Here is a 23314-nt window from a genome sequence, read left to right as displayed (position 1 = left end):
ACCTAAGCAGAATCTAAGAGGGTTTGGAGAATATCCTCATCAATAACAATGGGATCTTCCCCCTCCGTCAGTGGATCATCGCATTGCTCAAAAGCCACTTCATTGATAACTTCTAAAGCCCCATCCAGCATCAGTCCTAGCTGATCTACCAGCGGTTCAAGATCCTGCCGCTGCCATTCAGATTGTTGACCCAAGTGCTGTAATAATTGGGAATGTTGCTGATCCAATCCCGCAATACCTGGAACACAGACGGGTTCAACGACCTCCTCCGGCGGCTCATCTTCAATAAACACATCCGCCAGCAAGGCAGAAACCGTGGCAGACTCTGTGACTTTGGCATCAATTAATGCCCGATCTAATTGCAGTGTCTCTGTCGTACCGGAATCAGAATTGGGAGGCGAAGAAGTTGCCGTCGTGGGTAGAGCCTCTACGGTCATTTCATGAATATGACTGTAGACAGCCTGAGACTCTAGTCCCAACAAGGGATACAGTTTGCTGAGGATAGCGATTTCTGATGGGTTGATCTCACCATCGACTGCCGCTAAGTGAATGAGAAACTTTGCGATCGCAAGCTTGCGATCCGCAGATAGCGGCTGCAATTTAACTTTCAGCCCTCGCAACGAGAGTTTATCGACCAGTAAACCGTGCAAATGAGCATGCAACCTAGCCCGTTCGCCATTCTGTAAATGGGGCGTTGAAGCTAAATAGTTCTGCAAGCGCTGGAACTCGGCCCCTGTCAAAGCTCCATCAGCAACCACCACCATTACTGCCAGGTGTAATAACAGCGTCGCTAATTTATATTTCTCGGAAGGTGCAGCGAGGGATGTTTCGGGTAGACGAAAAAGGACATAGGGTTGATTAGCAGTCGGAGGTTTGCCCCCCAATTGGACATCCGGCTCAATCCCAATTCCCACACGAGTCAAGTAGTCCGATAACACCGTTGCCTCTGATTTCGTCAGCTTGTCTGGGGGTGGGTCTTGCCATTGCTGCAATAGGTCTTGTCCCCACACAACAGCGATGTCTCTTTCAGTGAGACTGTTTTCCACCCAAGCCCGAAACGCCTTAACCTGGGAGGAAGCACACTCCACCATCAGTTCCGACGGCAGCAATAACAGAGCACTATAGCTGCCTTGCCCGTCTGGATTACGTCCTAACCAACGGCTATAGGAGTCGAGGGTTTGCATCCCTGCTTCTAATAAAGGTAGGAGCCGCTCTAAGATCTTCTCTGAATTCGCCACTTTAGGCAGTTCAGGGATGTCCAGCTTAATTTTCCCCCCAAAGGACACGCTAGTCGGTTGATAGATAACTGTATCGGCAGGAAGAGTTTGTTCTGCATCAGGCTCTAGCAATAACCCATCACCAAAATTCTGATGATATTCATACTTAAACCAAGACCGCCATTCAGGGAAACAGCGTGATGCCGGCGTTCGCAACTTACTGGGAAAGCTATGCATCACCCAGGACAAAGCCCAATCTGCCGGGAGGGGTGTTTGAGTCGCTGCTAACGTTCCTAGACCGACCTCTAAACTTAGGGGCCACTCTACAGCTTCAAAAGTCCAGGGGGGCGGTAAAGCCGTGATTTCATTGAGAATAAGGAAGCGGCAAATCTCTAAGAATTGACGGGTCTTTTCGCCAAATGTCTCTTGATCACCGTACAGATTTTGGAGGCGTTCCACCTCGACCATGATGGTGCATAGTTCTGTCAGGATAGGCCGTTTAGCCCGTCGAAAATCTCTGAGAACCCGGCGTTCTAGACCATAGAAGAAAAGATAAACATACCCTAATGGAATCTGAGGGTCACAGCGTCCATCCGCCAACCACTCCAAATATGCAGCTCGGCTAGCAGAGGGGATTTCGCTATAGGACGGCCACTCGCTAATCCAATTGCCATTGCGATCGGGCTTCGCTTCATCTAGTTTCAGTTGCGGTCGAATTAAGGCTGGTTCAGTGCTGACATGGGTACTAATTCCTTTGAGGTTGTCCCCCACATAAACGAGACCCGGCAGACAGTAGCTACCCACTTGTACAGTCTTATCTACTGATACCCAGGTAGCTCGGGAGGGAGCAACAGTCTGAGTATTGGAGGTTACAACGTCACGAACAGTAGGAGGAGGTTTCGCCAAAACTGCAGTCTGCACTGCAATCGACGGAGCGTCCTCGACTGGCTCCACTGGACTACTTTGGGGTGGATCAACAAAACCCGCTGGGGAAGTTGATGTTTCTTCGTCTGAGGCTGTAGTTGAAGGCTGAGAAGGCGAAGAAGGTGTCGATCGAGGACGCTTTGGCTCTAATACTCGCTTTAACCAGTGAACAATCCCCATAGTGATCGTGTGTAAATTTCTGCTGGGGCTGATTCCAGCTCCGCTCTAATTTAGCGCCTTCAAGTATAAACTGCCTATGTCAGCCACAGAACTGAAACATCCTGGGTATACTGCGGGTAAAGCATAAACCAGATCCAGCAATCGGTAAGGAACAAGATTTTGGCTTGGCTATGGTTAGGACTAGGATTAGCGTTTTGTGTATTTGAAGTCATTACACCAACCGCTTTTGTCGAACTGATGATGGGCATCAGTGCCCTTGCTGTTGCGGTTATTTCTTTGGTCATTCCCCAGTTCTATCTTCAGGCTTTGATTTGGTTGCTCTTGTCGGTGCTGTTGATTGGATTAGTCCGCCGGTTTGTGCCCAAAAGAACCGCCAGAATTTTACAAGCCGAGGTGGAAGCCGAGACACTCACTCAGATCCCGGCAGGCCAAACGGGTCGGGTGATCTATGAAGGAAGTTCCTGGCAAGCCCGCTGTGAGGATGAGAATCTGACCATTGAAAGCAAGACCAAAGTTTACGTCGTGGGCCGGAAAGGAACAACCTTATTTATCATTCCTGCCGAATTTGGAGAAGGTCTAACCTTTCATTCGAAAGCGTAAAACACCTGAAACTTAGTTACTGGGAGATAGCACTGTGTGGCAAGTTATAACTGTTATTTTGGTCGCTTTAGGTGGGGCTGGTGCAGCTAGCTCTGTACGCATTGTTAATCAAGGGAATGCTGCTCTAGTCGAGAACTTAGGAAGTTATAAAAAACGTCTAGATCCAGGATTAAACATTATTTTTCCTGTACTCGACCAAATCGTCTATAAAGACACATTAAGACTAAAAGTATTAGATATTGACCCTCAATCCTGTATTACTTGCGACAATGTCGCCATTACAGTTGATGCCGTGGTTTATTGGCAGATTATCGACATGGAGAAGGCCTATTACAAGGTTGAGAACCTCTCTTCCGCCATGGTCAATCTGGTCCAAACTCAAATTCGGGCTGAGATGGGTAAGCTCGAACTAGATGAAACCTTCACCGCCCGCACTCAAATTAGCGAAATCCTTCTGCAAGAGCTAGATAGCGCGACCGATCCTTGGGGGGTTAAAGTCACACGGGTTGAGCTACGAGATATTACCCCCTCTAAAGCCGTCCAAGATTCCATGGAACTGCAAATGGCTGCTGAACGCCAAAAAAGAGCAGCGATTCTAACGTCCGAAGGTGAAAAAGAAGCTGCTGTCAACTCCGCACGCGGCTCTGCTGAGGCACAAGTCTTAGGGGCTGAAGCCCGTAAAAAATCGGCCATTTTAGAAGCAGAAGCGGAGCAACAGTCTATCGTTCTCAGAGCCCAAGGGGAACGTCAAGATAGAGTGTTGAAGGCTCATGCCACTTCAGAAGCGTTGCAGATTGTTAGTCAAGCCCTCAAAACAGATCCCAAAGCTGAACAGGCCCTACAGTTCTTATTAGCCCAAAACTATATGGATATGGGAACAACCATCGGGGAAAGCGACAGCAGCAAGGTGATGTTTATGGATCCTCGATCGGTTCCTGCATCCATCGAAGGGATTCGCTCCATTATTGATGATTCAGGCCAAGCTTAAGGGAGGGGTAGCATTCTAGTTCTAGATTGCTTACCCTAGGTTGAGAACCATGAACACCTGACAGAACAACTGTATGAAGCTGGATCAATTTCTAAAATTTCAAGGGGTCACCCTTACTGGCGGACAAGCTAAACATCTGATCCAATCTGGATTTGTAACAGTCAACGGAGAGCTTGAAGTCCGCCGTGGACGACAGCTCGGTGTGGGTGATATTGTCACCGTCGAAGATGAGTCTTTTGAAGTGCAGTTAGAATCAGACTCAAACTCTCAAACGAACTCCTAGCTTTGGGGCCGCTCTTTTGCCATAACGGACTCAGAAAACTGAGGAGAGAGTGGAAGTTGACGGGTTGAAGAATAGTACGTTGTCACATAGAGCGGCATAGCCAAGGTCAGACATGCGATCGCAGTTCCAGCAATCTTGGAAAGAACATCGGAGCTACGTTCAGGGGGCTCGTCAGCCTGTTCATGCAATTCCATAGGAGTTTTTTAAAAAATAGATGAGAATGTCTAAGCTAGCATTATTAGCCTAGCATTCCCAGCTTAATTCGGTTGTCCGTCAATAACTGTATTTGACAAAACATAATCATGACTATATCCAACCTTGCCAGCAAAAAAATTCTAGTCACTGGAGGCGCAGGTTTTCTGGGCCGTCAAGTCATTGCCCAACTGCAAAAAGCCGGGGCACAACTTGAGAATATTTCCATCCCTCGCTCTTCCACCTGTGATTTGCGATCCCTGAGTGCTTGTCAAGACGCTGTTGCAGGACAGGATATTGTCATCCACTTAGCAGCCCATGTTGGTGGCATTGGTTTAAACCAAATCAAACCTGCTGAATTGTTCTATGACAATTTGATGATGGGCACCCAACTGATTCATGCGGCCTATGAAAAGGACGTTGAGAAATTTGTCTGTGTCGGCACCATTTGCGCCTATCCCAAATTCACTCCCGTCCCCTTCAAAGAAGAAGACATCTGGGATGGCTATCCCGAAGAGACCAATGCACCTTATGGGGTGGCAAAAAAAGCGTTACTCGTCCAGCTCCAAGCCTATCGGCAGCAGTATGGGTTTAACGGGGTCTATCTACTACCCGTGAATTTATATGGCCCAGAAGATAATTTCAATCCTCAAAGCTCCCATGTCATCCCTGCACTGATTCGCAAAGTCTACGAAGCCCAGAAAGCTGAGGCAACTCAACTAGAAGTTTGGGGCGATGGAACACCGACCCGAGAGTTTTTGTACTCTGAGGATGCTGCACGGGGAATAATAATGGCGATGGAGGATTACAACGAATCTGATCCCATTAATTTGGGAACGAATTCTGAAGTCTCCATTCGTGATCTCGTTACCTTAATTTGTCGATTGATGGACTTCAAAGGTGACGTGGTTTGGCTCACGGATAAGCCAAATGGTCAGCCACGTCGTTGTTTGGATACGGCTAAAGCTAAAGCAAAATTCGGCTTTACCGCCAACATCACCTTAGAGCAGGGATTACAGAACACCATTGATTGGTACCGACAGCACCCCGAGTAATTGCGAGCACGAGAGTCATGGCAACGAGGCCACCCATGACTCTCGTAAAACCATATCTATTTCAGAGCCTCCTGAGCTGCTCTCTGTTTTTAATTCCCAAAGCCTTTCAGGTCTTACTCGGGAACAGCTGATTGCCATTGTTCTACAGCAACAGCAACAGGTTATCCAACTGCAGCAGGAACTCAACAGCTCTAGTACCGAGTTTGACAGTTCTACAGAGGTGTTATCTCGTCCACTGTTGCCCCATCCTGATGGCGATGCCCATCATCCTTATCTCAATGTTCACGGTGAATCGGGGAGCTATAAGCTCTCCCTCGTTGGCAATTCCTACTGGACCATTGGCCGAGGGTCTGACAACGCGATTGTGCTACCGGATCAATGGATGTCACGCAACCATGCCATGCTCCAGTCGATGGGCGCAAGAGAACTCTATTTAATTGACTTAGGGAGTCACAATGGCTCATTTGTAAATGGACGGCGAGTCAGTGTCCCCATGTCTTTGAAACATGGCGATAAACTCACCTTCGGCCAAACCAACGTTGAATTCTATAATCCCGATGCGGTTCGCTTATCTACTGCCACTCAGGGTTTATCGGAAGCACCGGTCACTGCTTTGCTGCATGTTCGACGGTTGATCTCAGTATTAGTGGTTGATATTCGCAACTTTACGGGTCTGACCCGAAGTTTAGATGAACGCCTCTTATCTGAGGTAGTCGGCACTTGGTTCCGCAAGGCAGGAGATATTATTCGAGCTAACGGCAGCTGGGTGGATAAATATATCGGTGATGCAGTCATGGCCGTATGGATTCACGGTGGCACCCAAGATGTGAGCCAGCAAGACCTACAGCAGCCCTTCCAGGCCATCCATCAGCTCAATGAAATGACCCAGAAGCTCCATTTGGTCTATCCCTTACCTTTTCCCCTAAAAATTGGAGCTGGCCTCAATACGGGCTATGGAATGGTAGGCAATACAGGCAGTAGCGATCGGCCAGACTATACCGCCCTAGGGGATACAGTCAATGCAGCGTTTCGTTTAGAAACTTGCACAAAGCAAATTGGTCTTGATATTGCGGTAGGAGCGACAACGTATCAATATATGCAGGAATGGCAGAGCGAGGATTTGCCATTACGCCAATTTACGGTGCAATTGAAGGGGTACGTAAATCCTAAACCAGCTTATGCTTGCTCTTTTCCCGAACTCAAAACTTTTTTAGAGACCAACCAGTAGTAATATTGGTGTATTGAAAATACAAATTTCAGAAAACAATACCCTAAAAAACTTTTTTTGTGGGTTGGAGTCTGTAGTTGATGATAGGCTCTTTTAAGAGCTGTGTTGAAATCTCTGAGACAGGGAGGTACTTAAGGATATGCATTCGTTTGTCCGTCGTTTTGGTTTGATTGGTCTAGCTCTGGCAACATGCCTTAGCTTCTTTGGTTGGTCCCAACCTGTAAATGCCCTCAATTTACAGTCTGGCCCCAGCATCGTGCTTGCAGAAGCCTACCGTAACCCAATTGACGCAAAATTGGAAACAGACTTTGGTCAAAAGATCGATGTCAATAACACCAATGTCCTTGCATTTATGAAATACAAGGGCCTTTATCCCACTGTTGCTGGTAAAGTCGTGCAGAATGCACCATACAGCAGTGTTGACGAAGTTTTACAAATTGATGGTTTAACTGACCAGCAAAAGAAAACTTTACAAGATAACCTAGGTAACTTTACGATTTCTGACCCTGATCCTTCTTTGGTTGGTGGTCAGGACCGTTATAATCCTGGTTCTTACAAGCCTTTCATGAAGTAATTATCTTTATGTACTGATGGTTTAGAACGTGGCCGAACTTCTATTCCATCAGTTTGTACAATTGCACTCTCTGCCTACGCAGTCGTTGACTTGACCACTGCTTTAAGGTGGAGAGTATTTTTTATGCTGCATTACAGCAATTTTTCTTGAACCTTGTCACAAGATCTCCATACTCAAGTGTCTTCCCACTTTGATGTCCTCGTTGTCGGGGGTGGTGCCGCCGGGCTTTATGCTGCCTTGTCACTCCCCTCACACGTTAGGGTTGGACTGATTACCAAAGATAGTTTGTCGCGATCTGCTAGCGATTGGGCTCAGGGAGGTATCGCAGCCGCCTTTGATAAAGGTGACTCACCGGAACTGCATGCCCAAGATACTGTTAGTGCAGGCGTAGGGCTGTGTGAAACTAAGGCAGTTAATTTTCTTGTGCAGCAAGCACCATCTCAGGTACATGCCTTGTTGGAGATGGGAATTGCCTTTGACCGTCGTCAAGATCAGCAATTGGCTGCGACCTTAGAGGCAGCGCACTCTCGCCCTCGGGTTCTCCATGCCGCGGATACAACGGGAAGAGCCCTGATCAAAACCCTAACCGCCCAAATGTGGCAGCGATCGAATATAGAAGTGCTGGCCGATACGTTCACCCTGGAGCTATGGCAACATCCCGATACAGGACGTTGCCAAGGTATCTGTTTGCTATCGGCAGGTCAGATTTCTTGGGTGTCTGCTGCAGCCGTTATTTTAGCTACAGGGGGTGGCGGACAAGTCTTTTCACAAACGACTAATCCAGCCTTAAGTACAGGCGATGGGGTAGCGATGGGGTGGCGGGCAGGTGTCCAATTGCGAGATTTGGAGTTTTTTCAATTCCATCCCACAGCTCTAACCTTACCGGGTGCGCCCAGATTTTTAATTAGTGAAGCAGTGCGCGGTGAAGGGGCTCATCTTTTGGATACCTCCGGTCACCGATTTATGTTTGACTATCATCCCCAGGGAGAACTGGCACCGAGGGATGTGGTCAGTCGGTCTATTTTCACCCATTTACAGGCCTCTGAGTCCCAAGACCATCAGGTATGGCTGGACCTGAGACCCATTGCCCCTGAGAAAATCCAGCGACGATTTCCCAAGATTATTCAGGTTTGCCAGAAGTGGGGAGTGGATGTTTATCAAAATCCCATTCCGGTATCACCTGCGGCCCATTACTGGATGGGGGGAATTCGGACCGATTTGCAAAGTCAAACCTCCATTCCCGGGCTGTATGCAGTCGGAGAAGTTGCCAGCACGGGGGTACATGGTGCTAATCGATTGGCCAGTAACTCTCTCTTAGAATGCTTAGTGTTTGCGGCTGAGTTTGCCCATCTTGATATATCGTCTATCCCGATTGCGGATATCCCCCAAACTGAAGCCTTAGGGAGTACCGATCTAAAGATAGAGCCACAAGACGAATCAATGTTGGCTGAGGTTCGCGCTCAGCTTCCTGAAGTTTTATGGAATAGCGCCGGTATTGCCCGCTCGGGGGAACAGATGCAACGTGCGATCGCACAAGTGCATCAGTGGCGACAAGCCTTCCTAAGCTCTCCCTTATCCCAGCAACTCAACCACATATCGCCAGGGCAAACGGTGACGGTTAATCCCAATATTCCGGTAAGAGCTTGGGCAGAAACCCAGAATTTGCTGGATATTGGTTACTTAATTCTCAAGAGTGCTCACTTTCGCACCGAAAGTCGGGGCGGCCATTATCGAGCCGACTATCCCGAATCCCAAGAACAATGGCAGGCCCATACAGTTGTGGAACAGGAGACCTGGCAGCAGGTTCCCTTAGACTCTTAGCTAAACCGCTTGAGCTGAATCCGGTAGCGCTCTTTTTTGGTAATTTGCACTTCACCCAGCTCCAGACGCCCCTTGCCTCGGATCGTGACTAAATCTCCGGTTTTGAGGGTATAGCTGGATTGGGAAATGTCTTTCCAGTTAACCCGGACATCTCCCGTATTGATCAGGTTAACCATTTTGTTGCGGGATAGGCCAAAGCCAGCAGAGGCTACTGCATCAAGGCGCATAGAGGCTTCGACCGTCGTCATCTCCTTGCAGCGGGGTTCTCGCACCTTCAATTGATCAAAGGGAATCGGTTCCACCTGGACTGGCACGGTGCGCACCTGAGTCAGGTGGGTTTCTAGAAAAGGCACCAGTTGCGGAGATGCGATCGCTTGAGCGCCTCGTTCCCCCAACACCAAAATATCTCCCACCTGATCGCGAACAATCCCGGTACCCAGAAGGGCTCCTAAAAAGTCACGGTGGGTAGCTGGATCGAAGAGAAAATTCCCGGAAATACTGAGGGCAGACAGCTCGACCTGATCTTGCTCTAGGGGAAGATCCGAATGAGCGATCGCAATCCGCTGCCGTTCAGCCTGGGGATAGCCCCCCCAAGCCAGAATCGAGACTTCCGTCAAAGGCGCAAACATTTGTTGGGCTTCTGCCAGCTCTGGCGGAGAGAGAAAGGCAGAGACCACCACCTCCCAAGTCTTCAACGCTTGAGTGGCCTGGTCAAGAAGGCGAGACATACAGTCTGTATGTTCTGCACCTTTTAATAATTGTGCCTTGGGTAGCATGTGCTAATGAAAGTCCCAGAGAGGGACAGAATAAATTTGTCAGGAAAAGGAAACGGTACTGTTATCCTAACAAGCCCGAATTTTAATATTCCTCTAAAGGAAACTGCCTAAATCTCGCGAGACCTGCTAAGCTTTGAAAAAATATCCAAAATTAGCCCTTTTGTAAGCTCAATCTCAATCCATCAAAAGCTTAGTATCGCTGAAATTGCAGAATTATATAACCTTGGGAGTTATCGAATGCGGCAGGTCAACTTTACTCTGATTTTTGTCATTTGTCTGGCTGTTGTCTTATTTGCGATCGAAAATACACAACTTGTCAGTATCAAAGTCGTGAATGGTATCCAAATCACAGCTCCATTGTCGATTGAATTGATTATTACCTTAGGGATTGGCGCTATTCTCGCCTGGGTCTTTAGCGTTTGGACGACGGTGCAAGAGTTATTTGTCACCCGCGAAGCTTTGCAAGCAAGAGAAGTTGAAATTGAATCCTTACAAATAGACCTTGAACGCTACAAAGCCGAACTAGAAGAGCAACGCCTGCTCCTGCCTAGCCAAGCAACGGTCACCAGTGATGCCGTCTCTGTTGCCACCTTATCTGAACCAACGATAAAAACCGTTGTTCCTCGTTCAGAACCTGAATCCACTATCCTTACTCCTCCACCGTCTGAGCTTGTTCCAGACTAAATCTATATGAGCAGTTCCTTTGCCCACAATGCCATCTCTATGCTGATCGACTTAGCCCAACGGGGTGAAATCGATCCATGGGATGTGCAAGTCATTGATGTCTTTGACCGGTTTTTAAGCCACTTATCCTATCAAGACTCCCAGGAACTGTCAGATTCAGGCCAGGCTTTTCTCTATGCATCCATGCTGGTTCTTCTCAAGGCCGAAACCCTAGGTGACTTCATTGAAGAACCGCAAGAGCCAGATGAAATGGAGCTGCTCTTATTTGACGATATGGAAGCCGTATCCAACGGCCTCCCCTCTCCCTTAGAAGGCTGTCTGCAACGTCGTCCTGTGGCTCGTCCTCCCCAACGACGACGGGTAACCCTAACAGAGTTGATCAATCAGTTAGAACTGATGGCCGTTGCCGTTGAGCGCCAAGCCGAGCGCCCCAAAGTCCGCAAAGTCCGGCGCATGTCGAAAGCCAAATCGATGAAAGCGATTACACAACTGGCTCACCAAGAAAATCTTTCAGAAGTTGCAGAGCAATTAGAGGAAATTTTTGCCCGCTTAGATCCCAACCAAATCTGGCTAGACTTTGAAGAGTTACTATCCTTTATGAACGACCGGGTGGGGGTCTTCTGGGCATTGTTATTACTCTGTGCTCAATCCAAAGTGGAGCTAGAGCAAAACGAATTTTACGTGGATTTGAGATTAAAGCCCCTGACACCTGCCCCCGTAAAAGTAGAGCTTTTACCTAATCTTAAGCCCGCTGCGTCTTAGACATTGCTCAATTCAGGGATGATTCCAATCTCATCAATATTCTGAAAGGATTGTAGGGCAAAGTTTTCAAGGTAGGGCGATATTTAGAATCACCCCGTCGTCGAGCAACGCCAAATCTTAAGCTTTCCCTGCCAGTCAACTAGCCTAAAAAGCTTTGGAGTACTGTCTTCAGGCTGTATTGGGTACTAATTTTTTTAGTTTTGCCAACGGCTTGTCAATAGACCATCTATCGGCAAGCCGTTGGCTCTAGGTCGCAGCCTCGCACGACCTAATTCCTAATACTGCAACAATTATTGAAATTCTTTCTCAATATAAATGCCACTTATTGATAAAGTATCTTGTGAGTAATACATTCACAATTGTGCATTCTTCTAGAGTCTTTAAAAAGACTGCATTTGGGTGAATCCAACTCTGTCCATAACAGACCAACAGGATTTCGTTGGAATGCTTGCCTCATAGAGAGGTTAGCGTTCTGAGACAGGAGTCCACCCAGCGTATTACGCTGCGAATCCTCTATTGGGAGACATTAACTTAAAGGCGATTTCTGTATGCAACAACCGATTGATGTAAAACCTGTAACCTTTCCGAAAACAAAAGATATTGCCACAATCTGCGTTTACGCATTAGGACTGCTTTCGGCAGGCTTGTTTCTATTTTTGCCCGTTGTCAATGTTTTGAGTCCTAGCCCTTGGCAGCGGTCGATGGGAGCGATTCATGGCGTTGCCGCGCTCTTAGCTACTGTTGTAATTGCCTATGCAGGGCATCTGGCATTTCCCTTATTGCGAGGGTCTCACCGAATATTGCCGCAAGTTCGCACCGTCATTTTTTGGGCCTCGTCTATCGCTTTTTTAGCGATTGCTTCAGGCAATTGGGCCTATATGCGATATCGGGCACCCATAGGAGGTGCTCGTCGCTGGATTTTGGAGAATACACCGTTAGTTCACTACTTATTCATGGAATATCATGAATTTACGGTGTTATTTACTTTGCCGTTAGGGGTGGCCTCAACCTGGGTGTTGTGGCAATACGGCGATCAAATTATGGAGCGTCAGCATCGCGTGGTTCTGTCCGCGACCTGTATCGCCATGATGGCCATGATGTTCTTTGCCATGGGCGGATTTGTTAGTGGGCTCAATGTAGCCCGAATTCACAGTTTGTAGTTTAGCCATCCGTAACCTATGAAATCAATGTCACAACCGCTCTATCTCAGAGTGGGGAATTGGCTCAAACAATTCCCCCAATCCCTTGCTAACGGAGCACCCGAGGCTCCCACGGTCTCTGGCCCCGCCGCTGCCGCTCTTCTGAGCGCTGCATTTAGCTGCTTTTTACTGATGGTAAATCAACACTTAACGGTCTTGTTTAAGGGTTGGAATGCCATTGTTTGGTCCTTAGGGGAATGGATTCCAGGCAGCCGCACTGGCGATCAGGTCTATGGAGAAATTGGCAGCTATTCCGGTAAGGAAACCTTAATGCTGGTCAGCTGGCTTTTGAGCTGGGCGATTCTACATCAGCTTTGGAAAACGCGGAATATTCGTGCCAACAGCCTCTATGGCAGCCTGATCTTTTTTCTAGTGGCTGCCACTGTCATGAATTGGCACCCGATTTTTCCATACTTACCTTTAATGCCCCATTAACAATATTCTTTGAGGTCTTATCAACACAATGCAAACTCAGACAAAAACACCCTCAACTAGCTTGACCACTCGCTCTATGCATAAGTATGTAATGTTGGGTGTGGGACTTTGGATGGCTTTTCTCGGTACATTTGCCATCGCATATGTTCGCGTCAGCCATAGTCAACGATTTGCAGGGGAGCCTTTTCAGGCCTTATCCCCCCATGAAACTCAAAAGCCCGAGTCGTCCTACTAAATCTAAGAATTCTGCTTTCCTAGACAGCAGACGTTATGAAACATCCAGGGAGAAGAGAGATTGCTGTACTCATGCCTGAAGCAGATTAGCTGAGCTAATCTCTATCCATACGGAGATCGGCAAAGTATTAATTGACATATATTCTCAATTAATACTAAAGTGTTGTTGGATCTGATAGGTTCCAAACTCTTCTAAAACCAATTAGGGTGTCTAGTTTTTTGATTAGACAACCTAACTGGTCATGAAACCTGATTCACTTGAGCCGCGCTAACAAGGGGGGTCATAGATCCTGACTCCCTTTGTTTTTTTGTGACCTAATGTGGGTCATTTCATTTGGCTTGTCCCTTTATTTTTGCCTTTTGTCTCCCATGCACTCTTGGTATCGCCCCACTTTTGCCCCAGAACATGGCGCTTTGCTGGTTTTATTCGGATCGTTACTCTCTGGTGCTGCCTTAGCCCAATCCTGGACCAGCGATACAACTTGGGCCTGTGTTTGTGCAGGTTGTGCGTTGCAAGCCGAGCATCCATTGATTGTCCAAGTCAAACAGCGACGGAGCTGGAAGCCTAGATATTTGGTTTGGGCCAGTATGTACGGCGGTTCTAGTCTCTTAATTGCCTTTTATCTGGCTAGGCACAGTCCAATATTGATGTGGTTGTACTTGTGTGGCGCTATTGCTCTGATTCTAGATGCGATCGCAGTTCTCAAACACCAACAAAAATCCATTGCCAATGAGTTGGTCATGTTTGCCGCCATATGCCTGTCCACACTACTAACCTATGGGGCAACAACGGGCAATTTAACCCCACAAGCCTGGGGCTTATGGATATTGAATACATTATTTTATGCCAGCGCTATTTTTACGATTAAGCTCCGCAAAACCAAAACCAGCAATCTCAAACCCAGCTTCATCTTCTTGAGCATTGCCATTTTGATCACCCTGGGATTGTTCTACAGCCATTGGCTACTACCACTCACCGCCCTAACTTTTGCCGTAGCCCTGTTGAAATTTGCAGTCGTCATCTGGCAACGAGACTGGTACACCCAATGTCGCTTTGAGCATATTGCTCGTTTTGAAACCTATTTCACTATGGTCTATGTCTGTTTGGTCGCGTTAACGGTTCTACCCCCCACATTGCCCAGTGCCTGAATAGTTTGAGCTTCAGCTTTTCATGACATACAGCTTTTTCGTTTAGGAGACTTGTGATGACCACCTACTACAAAGTCACTTTGATTAATGAAGAAAAGGGACTTGAAGAAACCATTGACGTTCCAGACGATGAATATATTCTGGATGTTGCTGAAGATAATGGTCTCGATCTACCCTTTTCCTGTCGGGCAGGCGCATGTTCATCTTGTGCAGGCAAACTCATCAAAGGCACCATCGATCAAGCTGACCAATCCTTCTTAGACGATGACCAAATTGGCGAAGGTTATGCCTTGCTATGTGTAACCTATGCTCTATCAGACTGCACCATTGCCACCGATCAAGAAGAAGGCCTGTATTAAAGCCCGCCCTGTCAAACCCATCGCTGCCCAAAAGGACAACCCTAAGACTTACGAATGGTCCATAGGGGAAACTGCTGGGTTTTGGTAATCTGGACACCCTCAATTCCTTTGCCACTAAACGCGTATTCCTTTCGCTGAATGAGGGGGATGTAGGGAATATCTTCCGCTAAGACTTCCTGAATCTGGGTCAAAAAAGTCTGGCGCTCTTGATCATCTTGAGTTTGACGCTGTTGCTCAATTAATCGATTGATCTTGCCGTTGTAGTAAAAAGACCCGAGGGAGCGACTCGCCCCTTCTTCACAGCCATTGCTCTCTGTTCCTTTGCTGCAAGACAGAAACGGTTGAATATAGGTATCCGGGTCAAAAAAGTCTGGATACCAGTTGACTAAATAGGCTGGATAAATCCCTTTGGACAAACTGTTATTGCCAACGGTAGATTCCACACCTTCTAACTTCAGCTTGAGAATCCCTTGAGATCGCTCTTCAACAACAGCTTTCATCAAGTTCGCAATCAGACGTCGTGCCACATAATTGGATGGATACCACAGATCCAGCGTTAGGGGCTTTTGAGCAGAATAGCCTGCAGCCGTTAACAGCTGACGGGCTTGAGCTGCATCTCCATCGCCATATTTACTTTGGAATACAGGCCGAGCGGCATCGAACGTACTAGGAATCAGACTATATAGAGGTTCTGCTTGTCCCTGATAAACCCGCTTCTTAATGAGGGGGCGATCCACGAGCAGAGCAATAGCCCGTCGAACAGTCACCTGGTCTAAAGGCTTCTGCTTGACGTTCAACACCATATGGGTAACGGCATTGCCCTTAGCCTCAATCACTTGCCACTCAGCCAAGGATGCCTCTGCCTGTAGACTTTGAATTTGGTCTGTTTCTAACCCTTGATAGCCAACGTCAATGGCACCTGTTTTAAACTGGTTAAAGAGATTGGCAGGTGTCGAAAAAAGCTGCAGATTAATGCCTGAGTTCGCAGGTTTATCACCCCAATATTGCTCGAAGACATCCAACCGAATATTATCGCTGCGGTAGTCCACCAGTTTATAAGGTCCAGTTCCCACAAAGCTCTTGGGTTTAAATGCACCTGGACCAATGGTGTAGGCTTGCGGCGAAACGGCACAAGCCCCAAAAAAGGTTAACAGAGCCGGTAAGGCTGCAAAAGGCTGGCTGAGGGTAATTTGCAGTTCATAGTCTCCAGACGCTTTGACCTCAGCAATCGGTTCAGCGAGCAAAAAAGACGGTTGGCCGCCATTGTCCATAAACCGCTGCAAGGAAAAGGCCATGGCCTCGGCGTTAAAGGGGGTGCCATCGTGAAAGACAACCCCTTGTCGCAAGGGAATCTTGTATATCAGGCCATCCTCACTAACCGTGGGCAAGGCAGTTGCTAATTGTGGCTTGAGTGTGGTGTTGTCTAAATCATAGGTATAAAGGGTTTCACCCATGTTATAGAGCAACGTCGCGGGGAAGAGTTCATAGGCGTCTGCCGGATCAATCGTCCGAATTTTGGCTGTGCTACCCAGGGTAATTCGCCCCTCTTCTGAATTGGTAGATAAGTCTGAAGGACGAGGACTACAGCTCAAGACCAGCAATACCACCAGACAAAAAAGTCCAATCCACTTGCGAGAGAGTTTATGGAGCTGGAATCGGGTTGCGATCGCATTCACAATACAGTTCCTAGTAGCCGTTGACCGAAAGGGAAGCTTTTCGCCATGATGCTCATCAAAATCGGTCTACTCACAATACAAAGTATCCCGAGTGTTCCGTCCTGTCACGGGATTGGTGCCTTGGGCAGCCGCACAGAGCACTTCTAGGGTGTCATCTCGCACATCAACATCGGTAAAATCGGCACCATCGATAATCGCTCGACGAAATTCAGTATTAAAGGCAAAAGCCCCTTCTAGATTGGCATTTGTGAGATTAGCCCGCGCAAATCGAGCACTATCTAAGGTAGCGACGCTAAGATTCGCCCCTTCTAAATTGACGTCCTCTAAATTGGCGGCAAAAAAGCTCACCCCGCGTAAATCACTATTACTAAAATCGCTCCCTCGGAGATCAGCCTTGGTAAAGCTAGCGTCCGTTAAATCACGATTAGAAAAATCGGCGTTTAACAATATCTCTTTGTTATAGACATCTGCCTGAGCCGTGGGCAGCCAACTGGTCAGGCTGAAGCCAACCAAAAACCCGGTCATGACACAAGTCCACACTATGCGTCTGAGCTGTGGAAAAGCTGTGGATAAGTTTAAACCTTTCATTTTCATAATTATTGTCTTTAAGTCAGGGGAGTAACAACGCGATCAAGGATGATGAAGCCGATAGTGTATGTATTGATCCTATCGGACTCTTGGCTGCTTGAAAGAAATATGCCTCCTGCTGCACCTCGCCCCAATCGTCAGTCCCTCAACCTCCAAGTGGGAGAGTGGGGTGAACAACTTGTCTGTCAATGGCTCACCCAGCAGCAATGGCACATTCTCGACAGACGCTGGCTTTGTCGATGGGGTGAAATCGATATTATCGCCAGATCTAGCGCTTCCACCCCTGCCCCTCATATCAATGCCAATCGTCTGGCCTTCGTAGAAGTCAAAACCCGTCAGGCTCAAAATTGGGATGCGGATGGTCTTTTAGCGATTACGCAGTCGAAACAGCAAAAGCTATGGAAAACAGCCCAAATTTATCTAGGGAAGCATCCCGAATTAGCGGAGCTATTCTGTCAATTTGATGTGGCTTTAGTACAGTGCAACTGGATCTCCAAGCCGCCCGCCAACACAGTCGATATTCATGATGAGTTACAAGAGACTGCCATAGATATCAAACAGCCTTTCCATGTTGGGGGCTATCAATTCATATTGCTCGACTATATAGAATCTGCATTCACGCTGTAGCGCTTAAGTACCGGCCCTACGGGCGATATGGGTAGGTTATGGAGTGGGATCGGATCAAAACAGCAGTGGTTTTGATCCGATCCCATCGAGGACTGAACACCACTCTGATCCCTCCATAAAAGAGATGATCCCCTCAACACTCTAAAATGTCATGAATTCATGACTATAAGATCCCCAGAAATACCTACTTTCCATAAACAAGCTATTTTTACTAGCTTTTAAGCCTTGACGAACTCTGAGATCTCGTACATATTTGTTAACAAAGCGATCCCCAACTAGTTATATTTACTCAAGGTTAACTATGGTATGGCGCTCTCAAATCGTTCGTTACCCTTAGAGGTCTCTGCTGATATGTCCCCAGAACAATTGCCTTTAGACCAGATGACTTTGCGTCAACTTCGTCGTGTTGCCAGCCGTTATGGGGTGTCACGTTACAGCCGGATGCGCAAAGACCAGTTGCTCGAATCCATTCGCGTAGCTCAGAAAAATGCATCGGTTCCTGCAACCATGAATCACCAAGCTAGCCCTGAATTTTCCGGAGCTGTGACGGATCAGGAGCGGGTAGAAGCTGCAAAATTTGAAGTGGGGCAAGAAGATGCTGTGGAGTTAGCATCGGTTGATGCCGAAATTAACGACTTACCCGAAGGGTACGGTGAGACTCGGATTGTCCTGATGCCAAGAGATCCCCAATGGGCTTACACCTATTGGGATATTCCCCATGACCACAAGGTGATTTTGCGCAATCAGGGAGGACAACAACTCGCATTGCGTCTCTACGATGCCACGAATATTGACTTGGCTTACCAGGTCCCTCACAGTGTGCAGGAATATCCTTGTGATGAGCTTGCCCAAGAATGGTACTTACCCCTACCTGTTAGCGATCGCGATTACGTAATTGAAATTGGCTACCGCTGTGCCGATGGTCGCTGGTTAGTCTTGGCTCGCTCTGTTCCAGTGCATGTCCCCCCCACCTATCCTTCCGACTGGGTAGAAGATCAGTTCGTTACCGTCGATTGGGAGATGGACTTACAGGACCAGCAGATTGCTACCCTAGTGCCCCCAGAGCAGAAGCCTGTGGCTCCTGCATCTGACAACAGCATTTATGAAGAGGTCTTCGGCATGGCTGAAGGCGTCGAGGCCCTGCGAGTTGCCGGTTCTCTTTATGGCTCCATGCAGCAAGCTCCCCAAGCTCCCGCTCACGAATCTACCCTGAGTTCCTATGTCTTTCCTTCTGGAGTCGGTCTTTGGGCCATCCCAACGGCTTCCGGCGTGAACATGTCTGGGGTCGGAATCGGGGCTTCTGCGCCGCCCATTCGACCTCGCCAATTCTGGTTAGTCGCTGATGCTGAGCTGATTGTTTACGGTGCCACCGAGCCAGATGCAACCGTCACCGTTGGGGGTCAACCCATCCAGCTCAATCCTGACGGGACTTTCCGATTCCAAATGTCTTTCCAAGATGGTCTGATTGATTATCCAATCATGGCTGTGGCTGCGGATGGTGAGCAAAATCGCTCTATTCACATGAAGTTTACTCGGGAAACCCCCGAACGCCGCACCAACACCAAAGAAGAAGCTGTTTTGGAGTGGTTGGTCTAAATCATCCCTTTTCTTAAAACTTAACTTCTACTAGTGCGAGGCGAGAAAGGTATCTTTCTCGCCTCGTTTTTATCTCCAACAGACGAATATATCGGCTAGTCCTGGCAAATCCCGTTCATAGGGTAGTGATCCCCGTCTACTTAACTTGTGTGGTCCAGCCTGTTCTCCGGGCAAACTAAGAATAAAGCGATCTAGGTTTTTTCGCAGAACCGGGGATACACCGTCAGTGAAGCTGCTCAACAAATATTTTAAGTTCAATCAATCGTCCGCGCCGACAAAAAGCCAAAAATCTAGTATTCAGGTTGGTCAACTCTTAATCGATCGCTACAAGCTGATGGAGTTGGTGGGCAGTGGCGCTATGGGCAGTGTCTATCGAGCCCAAGATCAACTGCTGGGTGACGTGACCGTCGCCGTAAAATTTTTAACCCATACCCTAAACAATGATGCGATCGCATCTCGTTTTGCGAGAGAAGCACGGATTGGTGCCTTACTAGGCCATCAAAGCTTGAATATCGTACGAGTACTAGACTACGGCTTACATGAAGAGCATATTCCGTTCTATGTCATGGAATTTATGCAAGGGCAAACCCTGGATGACCTAATTGAAGCAGGTCGTTTACCCTTAAATCGCTTCATTCACATCATGACCCAGGTCTGTGCAGGCATGAAGTGTGCCCATCAAGGCATCAATATCGAAGGTGAACTCCATCAAGTCATTCACCGAGATATCAAACCTAGTAATATTTTTCTGATCAAAGATGCCAGCTTAGGCGAACTTACCAAACTTCTAGACTTCGGAATTGCGGACTTTTTAAGTAGCCAGTCTGAGGATCTGCGCTCTCATGCCTTTGTGGGAACCGTTGCCTATGGCTCCCCCGAGCAATTTTCTGGTGCAGTCGTTGATGCTCGTTCTGATATTTACAGTTTGGGAATCACCATGTTTGAAACCCTTACTGGCTATTTCCCAATTATGGCTACAGCCAACACAATTGAAAGTTGGGCCCAGGCGCATCAACAATTTCCCCCTCAACGACTCCGAGATGTAGCTCCGACCCTGAAGATCCCTGGAGCCCTCGAAGACTTAGTGATGAGTTGTTTAGCTAAGTCTCCAACCCAAAGACCTCAATCGGTCACAGACATCATCAAGACATTAAAGGGCATTTCTCACCCAGGACCAGGGGTCGCTCCATCTTTGATCAACAACTCATCTATCGACTTAGCCTCAATCCCCCCCAACAGCAGACTCAGCGTGCCAACTTAACCGTTGCCGAGCAAACACAAGTTGTCTTTTGGTCCACCGAAGATTTGGCATGGCGAGCCTCCTGGCCTGAGAATAAACCCATCGCCAACATTGTATTTGCACAAACCATTCAATCCTCGGATCAAGAAGCCGTAGGCTTATGGGTAATGCTGACCAAACAAGAAATTGAGCAACGATCTCTCAGCAAGCGTCATAGTAATTTCCTATGTACCTTTACCCCTCACCCAGCCATTCTTTGGATCACCACTTTATTTGATCGCCAACAAGGTCCGCGATGGCTCCCATGCTATGTCGATCTAAAAGATACTGGCGGTCAGCATATCACCAAATTACTGAGTGAAATGGGGTATTACCTACTCATGTTGTTTGATGCATCCAATCCGGGGCAACCCGTGAGCGTTGTCACCATTAAAATTCCAGAGCGGCAGTGCCAATTGCTCAAAGACTGTTTATCGACAGCAAAGCAAACCACTACCACCGGCACATTAATCGATAGTAAACAGCTTCTTAAACAAAAATATCAAGCCGTCAAACAAAAAATTCTCGCAAAACTCTAGCAGTGTGTCGTGACTTCCACCAAATAGGTCTCACGCGGCATTTCGAAAAAACGCTTGATAACCTCAGACAATTCAGATTCTTGCATCAACAATCATGCAAAGGCGTTGAAGATTCAGACAAAAACGAAGCAAGCTTGAGAATCTGTATACGCAATTATCAAAATTGCTCATGCCCTTACTAGAGATGAGTAACATTCCCAGACCCACCTCAAACATAGTGTGGGAATCATCCCAATCCTAACCGTTGGAAGATATACAGATTAGTTGTACTCACTCTAAAAGTAAAGACTGATACCCAGACACCAGAAGGGTCCTCGTCAATTAACTTATTGCCGAGGACCCTATAAGCGGCGATCGAGGAATGCTCCTAAGCTCTACCTAATTTGTTGGATGCTTGAATATATTCTTTGAGAAGCTGGGGTACGCTAATACGACCGTTTTGCTTCCAGATAAAAGAACGGCGATGTAAAGACTCCAATGCATCTAGTAATAAATCACTTTCCTCTAAGGAAATATCCTGAGCAATATCTGCTAAAGATCCAGGAGTATCCAGGCTTGCTAGACTTTTCATAATGGACATCTCTAATTTAGAAAGACGCCCAAATTGCTGTAACAATAGCCGTCTGATATCCCCATAAATCAACTCATCTCTATCCAAGAATTGAGGGACATTCCCAGCAAAAAAGTCAACGATGGTTTTCACCGCAATGCGCAACGCTAAAGGATTGCCGGTATAACGCTCTAGTAAAACATCAGAACAGTCATCAGAAGCCTCTAGACCAAAAGCTTTCAAGGCTTCTTGACCTGATTCTTGGTCTAATCCATCTAGATAAAGTGTTCGGCTCGGGAAGGCTTCATTATCAGTAAACGCCAAGCCAGAAGGTTGTTCTCGGCTAGTAATTAAGACACAGCTATTATGTCGACTTTCACTAATCCGCCTTAGGAGTAAACCATAGGTCTCACAGCCTTCTTGATAGCTACCCGCTAACTCATGCCCCTGCAATACAGAAAACCAATCATCTAACACCAGAAGGCAACGGTGCTCGTTCAAGTACGCAAGCAAAAGCGTTACTTTATCTTGAGCAGTATCCGGTAACTCAAGATCTTCTTGGCCAGTGATGGACTGCAGTAAATCCATCATCAGAGCGTCAAAATCTGGTTGATCTCTTAAAGACCGCCAAATAACGCAGTCAAAAAGACTTTGAACCTGTTCAACACATTTCACTGCGAGGGCCGTTTTACCTACACCACCCAACCCGAAGATACCAATGAGGCGATTGTGATCTTCAATAATCCATCGCTTCAGCTGAGTGAGTACAAACTGCCGCCCCACAAACACAGGCACTGCCGCAGCCTCTCCCCAATCACACATGGGTAATGAACGTCCTGATTCTCTTTTCGACTTGTGAGATTGCATCGTCCTCACTCCGCCAGTATGAGACACCTGAGCCAGTTCAGCATCTTCCAACTGCTGGTATCGACGCCTGAGAATTGAGCAAAAATTATGCTTAGATAAAGACTCTCCCAAAAGTTCTGACAATTTTCGCCACAATTTATGGCCAACATCTTTGATGTAGTCAGCATCATAGCCCGTACTTTGAGCGATTTGTTGATAGGTTTTTCCCTGCCAAGCCTGCAGAAAAACAGTGGTTTGGATATTACTCAGTTCCGCATTTGGAAAAAGGCGCTGCAGAATTAAGTAGGCTTGCTTAGACTCCGGTTGTCCTTGTGGGAGAGAAGGCACTAGATAAAGGGGATCAGCTACTTTTGCTGGAGTTGGAGTTGTGTCATTGATAAAGTTGCGAGCGCCGTTATACATAATATTTTGACTATTCTGAATAGCCTATTGTTGGAGATAAAAATGATTGGCCGGGTACTTGCTAACCCAACCTTTACCGAGACCGAACATAGATGGTCTATCCCCCCCTTATTAGTTTTCCCAAGTTAGCCATTCAAAATTACGTCAGCGAATAATAAATATTTATGCTACTTATTTTTTCTAATTCATCAACTCTAATCAGGCTATTTTTTCTCAATCAACAGTCATTCCTTCGTATCTCTAGAATCTAGGATCTAAAGATGCAGCATCCTGAAAAATCAGCTATGGTTTCTAGCACATTTATTCAGAGAGAACAAGCCATTACTTGGGAATCATCAATCCTAACGAAGCTAACAAACTTCCCCATTTTTCCAAAGGTATAAATAGAGAATCGATCCTTTTCTATTAATTCATAGATGATGAAAAGAACCGGAAAACCACATAAGTACTAAGTGCACAGACTTATAAAGTAATCTGCATTGCATTAGTAATTTATGCAATATTTTACTTTATTTACTTTTTTTTAACAA

Annotated in this window: 24 protein-coding genes; 18 read left to right on the top strand and 6 right to left on the bottom strand. The window is 47.0% G+C overall.

Annotated elements, in window-relative coordinates:
- Positions 1–2: 2 nt before the first annotated feature.
- On the bottom strand, positions 3–2321 hold the full coding sequence (locus tag I1H34_RS04050; RefSeq protein WP_212664462.1) for a tellurite resistance TerB family protein: 2319 nt from the start codon (positions 2319–2321) through the stop codon (positions 3–5).
- Positions 2322–2480: 159 nt separating this feature from the next.
- On the opposite strand from I1H34_RS04050, the gene I1H34_RS04045 reads away from it, so the two are divergent.
- The 3 genes from I1H34_RS04045 (at position 2481) to I1H34_RS04035 (ending at position 4192) form a co-directional block, all read left to right on the top strand.
- Entirely contained in the window at positions 2481–2921 is a 441-nt protein-coding gene (locus I1H34_RS04045) for an NfeD family protein (protein ID WP_212664461.1), read from the top strand.
- Between the two features lie 34 nt (positions 2922–2955).
- Positions 2956–3909: an SPFH domain-containing protein gene (locus I1H34_RS04040; protein WP_212664460.1), complete on the top strand. Its 954-nt coding sequence runs from the start codon at positions 2956–2958 to the stop codon at positions 3907–3909.
- Positions 3910–3982: 73 nt separating this feature from the next.
- Positions 3983–4192 carry an RNA-binding S4 domain-containing protein gene (locus I1H34_RS04035; protein ID WP_212664459.1) on the top strand — a complete coding sequence of 70 codons (210 nt, stop codon included), beginning with the start codon at positions 3983–3985 and terminating at the stop codon, positions 4190–4192.
- On the opposite strand, the gene I1H34_RS04030 is transcribed toward I1H34_RS04035, so the two are convergent.
- Positions 4189–4386, bottom strand: a complete 198-nt coding sequence (locus I1H34_RS04030) for a TLTLP motif-containing protein (RefSeq protein WP_212664458.1) — start codon at positions 4384–4386, stop codon at positions 4189–4191. The genes I1H34_RS04035 and I1H34_RS04030 overlap by 4 nt on opposite strands.
- A 108-nt stretch (positions 4387–4494) precedes the next feature.
- On the opposite strand from I1H34_RS04030, the gene I1H34_RS04025 reads away from it, so the two are divergent.
- From I1H34_RS04025 to nadB, 4 genes are all read left to right on the top strand, one after another.
- Positions 4495–5439, top strand: a complete 945-nt coding sequence (locus I1H34_RS04025; protein ID WP_212664457.1) for a GDP-L-fucose synthase family protein — start codon at positions 4495–4497, stop codon at positions 5437–5439.
- 58 nt (positions 5440–5497) lie between these two features.
- Positions 5498–6667: an adenylate/guanylate cyclase domain-containing protein gene (locus I1H34_RS04020; RefSeq protein ID WP_212666132.1), complete on the top strand. Its 1170-nt coding sequence runs from the start codon at positions 5498–5500 to the stop codon at positions 6665–6667.
- A 139-nt stretch (positions 6668–6806) separates the two neighbouring features.
- Positions 6807–7241: a photosystem II complex extrinsic protein PsbU gene (gene psbU / locus I1H34_RS04015; protein WP_212664456.1), complete on the top strand. Its 435-nt coding sequence runs from the start codon at positions 6807–6809 to the stop codon at positions 7239–7241.
- 153 nt (positions 7242–7394) lie between these two features.
- Positions 7395–9062 carry an L-aspartate oxidase gene (gene nadB / locus I1H34_RS04010; protein ID WP_212664455.1) on the top strand — a complete coding sequence of 556 codons (1668 nt, stop codon included), beginning with the start codon at positions 7395–7397 and terminating at the stop codon, positions 9060–9062.
- On the opposite strand, the gene I1H34_RS04005 is transcribed toward nadB, so the two are convergent.
- Positions 9059–9838: a photosystem II S4 domain protein gene (locus I1H34_RS04005; protein WP_212664454.1), complete on the bottom strand. Its 780-nt coding sequence runs from the start codon at positions 9836–9838 to the stop codon at positions 9059–9061. The genes nadB and I1H34_RS04005 overlap by 4 nt on opposite strands.
- A 237-nt stretch (positions 9839–10075) precedes the next feature.
- On the opposite strand from I1H34_RS04005, the gene I1H34_RS04000 reads away from it, so the two are divergent.
- From I1H34_RS04000 to I1H34_RS03970, 7 genes are all read left to right on the top strand, one after another.
- Complete coding sequence (locus I1H34_RS04000) at positions 10076–10522, top strand: lipopolysaccharide assembly protein LapA domain-containing protein (protein ID WP_212664453.1); 447 nt, start codon at positions 10076–10078, stop codon at positions 10520–10522.
- Between the two features lie 6 nt (positions 10523–10528).
- The gene (locus I1H34_RS03995) at positions 10529–11284 is read left to right on the top strand and encodes a segregation/condensation protein A (RefSeq protein ID WP_212664452.1); all 756 of its coding nucleotides are present in this window, start codon (positions 10529–10531) and stop codon (positions 11282–11284) included.
- A 548-nt stretch (positions 11285–11832) separates the two neighbouring features.
- Positions 11833–12444: a hypothetical protein gene (locus I1H34_RS03990; protein ID WP_212664451.1), complete on the top strand. Its 612-nt coding sequence runs from the start codon at positions 11833–11835 to the stop codon at positions 12442–12444.
- Between the two features lie 27 nt (positions 12445–12471).
- Positions 12472–12918 (top strand): hypothetical protein, encoded by a 447-nt coding sequence (locus tag I1H34_RS03985; protein ID WP_212666131.1) that lies wholly within the window; start codon positions 12472–12474, stop codon positions 12916–12918.
- Positions 12919–12946: 28 nt separating this feature from the next.
- Positions 12947–13153: a hypothetical protein gene (locus tag I1H34_RS03980; RefSeq protein WP_212664450.1), complete on the top strand. Its 207-nt coding sequence runs from the start codon at positions 12947–12949 to the stop codon at positions 13151–13153.
- Between the two features lie 368 nt (positions 13154–13521).
- Positions 13522–14301 carry a YwiC-like family protein gene (locus I1H34_RS03975; RefSeq protein ID WP_212664449.1) on the top strand — a complete coding sequence of 260 codons (780 nt, stop codon included), beginning with the start codon at positions 13522–13524 and terminating at the stop codon, positions 14299–14301.
- Positions 14302–14357: 56 nt separating this feature from the next.
- Positions 14358–14660, top strand: coding sequence for a 2Fe-2S iron-sulfur cluster-binding protein (locus I1H34_RS03970; protein ID WP_212664448.1), 303 nt, complete (start codon positions 14358–14360; stop codon positions 14658–14660).
- A 41-nt stretch (positions 14661–14701) separates the two neighbouring features.
- Here I1H34_RS03970 and I1H34_RS03965 read toward each other — a convergent pair whose 3' ends face one another.
- Entirely contained in the window at positions 14702–16339 is a 1638-nt protein-coding gene (locus I1H34_RS03965; RefSeq protein WP_212666130.1) for an ABC transporter substrate-binding protein, read from the bottom strand.
- Between the two features lie 63 nt (positions 16340–16402).
- Complete coding sequence (locus I1H34_RS03960) at positions 16403–16930, bottom strand: pentapeptide repeat-containing protein (protein ID WP_212664447.1); 528 nt, start codon at positions 16928–16930, stop codon at positions 16403–16405.
- Positions 16931–17032: 102 nt separating this feature from the next.
- Between I1H34_RS03960 and I1H34_RS03955 the strand changes: the two genes are divergently transcribed.
- The 4 genes from I1H34_RS03955 to I1H34_RS32010 all read left to right on the top strand — a co-directional run bounded on the left by I1H34_RS03955 (position 17033) and on the right by I1H34_RS32010 (position 20965).
- The gene (locus I1H34_RS03955; protein ID WP_212664446.1) at positions 17033–17551 is read left to right on the top strand and encodes a YraN family protein; all 519 of its coding nucleotides are present in this window, start codon (positions 17033–17035) and stop codon (positions 17549–17551) included.
- Between the two features lie 351 nt (positions 17552–17902).
- Positions 17903–19147, top strand: coding sequence for a DUF4912 domain-containing protein (locus I1H34_RS03950; protein WP_212666129.1), 1245 nt, complete (start codon positions 17903–17905; stop codon positions 19145–19147).
- Between the two features lie 226 nt (positions 19148–19373).
- Positions 19374–20408, top strand: a complete 1035-nt coding sequence (locus tag I1H34_RS03945) for a serine/threonine protein kinase (protein ID WP_249369775.1) — start codon at positions 19374–19376, stop codon at positions 20406–20408.
- Positions 20409–20452: 44 nt separating this feature from the next.
- A complete protein-coding gene (locus tag I1H34_RS32010; RefSeq protein ID WP_249369773.1) occupies positions 20453–20965 on the top strand; it encodes a hypothetical protein in 513 nt (170 codons plus the stop codon).
- A 367-nt stretch (positions 20966–21332) separates the two neighbouring features.
- On the opposite strand, the gene I1H34_RS03940 is transcribed toward I1H34_RS32010, so the two are convergent.
- Positions 21333–22784: an NB-ARC domain-containing protein gene (locus I1H34_RS03940; protein ID WP_212664445.1), complete on the bottom strand. Its 1452-nt coding sequence runs from the start codon at positions 22782–22784 to the stop codon at positions 21333–21335.
- Positions 22785–23314 lie beyond the last annotated feature (530 nt).

It is taken from the genome of Acaryochloris marina S15, from assembly GCF_018336915.1.
In the GTDB taxonomy this organism is placed as follows: domain Bacteria; phylum Cyanobacteriota; class Cyanobacteriia; order Thermosynechococcales; family Thermosynechococcaceae; genus Acaryochloris; species Acaryochloris marina_A.
The sequence above is the reverse complement of the archived record's forward strand: the minus strand, read 5'-3'. Positions and strand labels throughout refer to the sequence as shown.

What these genes read in the sequence shown, in the direction of transcription:
- I1H34_RS04050 (WP_212664462.1), bottom strand. Translation starts at nt 2,321, where the DNA reads ATGGGGATTGTTCACTGGTTAAAGCGAGTATTAGAGCCAAAGCGTCCT.
- I1H34_RS04035 (WP_212664459.1), top strand. Translation starts at nt 3,983, where the DNA reads ATGAAGCTGGATCAATTTCTAAAATTTCAAGGGGTCACCCTTACTGGC.
- I1H34_RS04030 (WP_212664458.1), bottom strand. Translation starts at nt 4,386, where the DNA reads ATGGAATTGCATGAACAGGCTGACGAGCCCCCTGAACGTAGCTCCGAT.
- I1H34_RS04025 (WP_212664457.1), top strand. Translation starts at nt 4,495, where the DNA reads ATGACTATATCCAACCTTGCCAGCAAAAAAATTCTAGTCACTGGAGGC.
- psbU (WP_212664456.1), top strand. Translation starts at nt 6,807, where the DNA reads ATGCATTCGTTTGTCCGTCGTTTTGGTTTGATTGGTCTAGCTCTGGCA.
- I1H34_RS04005 (WP_212664454.1), bottom strand. Translation starts at nt 9,838, where the DNA reads ATGCTACCCAAGGCACAATTATTAAAAGGTGCAGAACATACAGACTGT.
- I1H34_RS04000 (WP_212664453.1), top strand. Translation starts at nt 10,076, where the DNA reads ATGCGGCAGGTCAACTTTACTCTGATTTTTGTCATTTGTCTGGCTGTT.
- I1H34_RS03995 (WP_212664452.1), top strand. Translation starts at nt 10,529, where the DNA reads ATGAGCAGTTCCTTTGCCCACAATGCCATCTCTATGCTGATCGACTTA.
- I1H34_RS03990 (WP_212664451.1), top strand. Translation starts at nt 11,833, where the DNA reads ATGCAACAACCGATTGATGTAAAACCTGTAACCTTTCCGAAAACAAAA.
- I1H34_RS03985 (WP_212666131.1), top strand. Translation starts at nt 12,472, where the DNA reads ATGTCACAACCGCTCTATCTCAGAGTGGGGAATTGGCTCAAACAATTC.
- I1H34_RS03980 (WP_212664450.1), top strand. Translation starts at nt 12,947, where the DNA reads ATGCAAACTCAGACAAAAACACCCTCAACTAGCTTGACCACTCGCTCT.
- I1H34_RS03975 (WP_212664449.1), top strand. Translation starts at nt 13,522, where the DNA reads ATGCACTCTTGGTATCGCCCCACTTTTGCCCCAGAACATGGCGCTTTG.
- I1H34_RS03970 (WP_212664448.1), top strand. Translation starts at nt 14,358, where the DNA reads ATGACCACCTACTACAAAGTCACTTTGATTAATGAAGAAAAGGGACTT.
- I1H34_RS03960 (WP_212664447.1), bottom strand. Translation starts at nt 16,930, where the DNA reads ATGAAAATGAAAGGTTTAAACTTATCCACAGCTTTTCCACAGCTCAGA.
- I1H34_RS03955 (WP_212664446.1), top strand. Translation starts at nt 17,033, where the DNA reads ATGCCTCCTGCTGCACCTCGCCCCAATCGTCAGTCCCTCAACCTCCAA.
- I1H34_RS03950 (WP_212666129.1), top strand. Translation starts at nt 17,903, where the DNA reads ATGTCCCCAGAACAATTGCCTTTAGACCAGATGACTTTGCGTCAACTT.
- I1H34_RS03940 (WP_212664445.1), bottom strand. Translation starts at nt 22,784, where the DNA reads ATGTATAACGGCGCTCGCAACTTTATCAATGACACAACTCCAACTCCA.